At 60.4% G+C, this 1347-nt stretch carries 2 protein-coding genes; one reads left to right on the top strand and one right to left on the bottom strand.

The features are described 5' to 3' along the window. Positions 1-172: 172 nt before the first annotated feature. Positions 173-400, top strand: a complete 228-nt coding sequence (locus FJ980_RS32045; RefSeq protein WP_140494553.1) for a hypothetical protein — start codon at positions 173-175, stop codon at positions 398-400. Between the two features lie 104 nt (positions 401-504). On the opposite strand, the gene FJ980_RS32040 is transcribed toward FJ980_RS32045, so the two are convergent. Further along, entirely contained in the window at positions 505-1299 is a 795-nt protein-coding gene (locus FJ980_RS32040; protein ID WP_181181386.1) for a hypothetical protein, read from the bottom strand. Positions 1300-1347 lie beyond the last annotated feature (48 nt).

The following is a 1347-nucleotide window of genomic DNA, read 5'->3' as shown; positions in this document are numbered from 1 at the left end:
GAAGTCACCGGCTGGCCGGTCGGCACTGTCATTCGAGGCCAGCGCATCATGTGGGAGGGCGAGATCGTGACGCCGGGCCAGGGCAGGGCAGTGGAGTTCTCCGAGGCGTTGCCCGCATAGCCATTTCACATCGTTGGATTTCTTAGGCACGATCCACTAAGTTGAGTGGGTTATGCGCACAGATATCACGCCAATGATTGTTCCCGCTGAGTTTCCGGAGCTCCAGGCACTCGTCTGGAGCCGCGATGCAACGCGCCCAATTCCTGCCGAGGAAGCTTTCGCCATCTACGAGCGCAACTGGCGGTTTGTCGATCAAGAGCGCCTTACAACATCTGAAAGGCTGCTTATCCAGAACCTGGCGGAAAAATTCGGCCAGGGCATTCTTTTGACCACTGGCTGAAGTTTCGTTTCCTTCCTGATTTCTCCGCAACTGGAATATTAACGGGCCCGATGCAGCCATTCGACGAGGCGATCCGCACGAATAGGCACTCGCGTGTCCGAGTTTCAGTCGCCGGCGACGAAAAACGTCCATTGCCCAGCGGGCGTGATGCCGACGCGGTAGAAGATGTAGGCGCCGAACTGCTTCATGTCGTCGAAGTCACTCGCGGTGACGATCTTGAACAGCTCGACCCGTTGCCTGGCGTCGAGCTTGTCCAGGGGTAGAGCGAAGAAATACGGCCAGACATAGAGCTCTTGTGGCGTGCCGGCATCGACATGGACATAGCCGGCATTGAGCACCTCCTCCAGTATGGCAAGAATCTCCTGGCCATCCTGGTCGCCGGAGAGCCCCTTGAGGAAGGTAATGGCGTCGCCATCTATGTCGGTCAGTGACAATTGGGTCATGCCGTCGCCCTTGCCGATCAAAGGCCTCAGTCTTTCGACGTCGCCGCTCTCGCAGGCTGCGATGATCAGGTCATGCATGCGCCGCACCGGTTCAGGCAGCTTGCCGAGGTCGTAGACGACCTCCGGCGTGGGCGCGTCGGGATCGACGCGCGGCCTGTTGGTGGCACCGTCGCCGTTCGGCGGGGTGACCGGCTCGGCCTTGTCCGGAGTGGTTGGCTGGCTGGTCGAAGATGGCGTTCCGACCGGATCGGGTATCGGCACGGTGCTTCCCGGCGACGACACGTCGTCGTCCACCATCGGTTGGACCGGCGACGGGAATTCTTCGCGCTTGATCTCGCTCAGCGCATAAGCGGGGCTGCTTGTCAGACACGCAACCAAGGGAATTGCGGCACTGCACGCGGCGAAACAGATGCAAAGGACCCAGCCGCGCGGCTTGCCTGACATCGAAAAATCCACTGCCCGTTTCTCCCTGCTTCCGGGCATGATGCCCGAGCGGCATTTGCC

The organism is Mesorhizobium sp. B1-1-5 (genome assembly GCF_006443065.1).
Lineage (GTDB): Bacteria > Pseudomonadota > Alphaproteobacteria > Rhizobiales > Rhizobiaceae > Mesorhizobium.
This window is presented reverse-complemented; position numbering and strand designations above follow the sequence as displayed.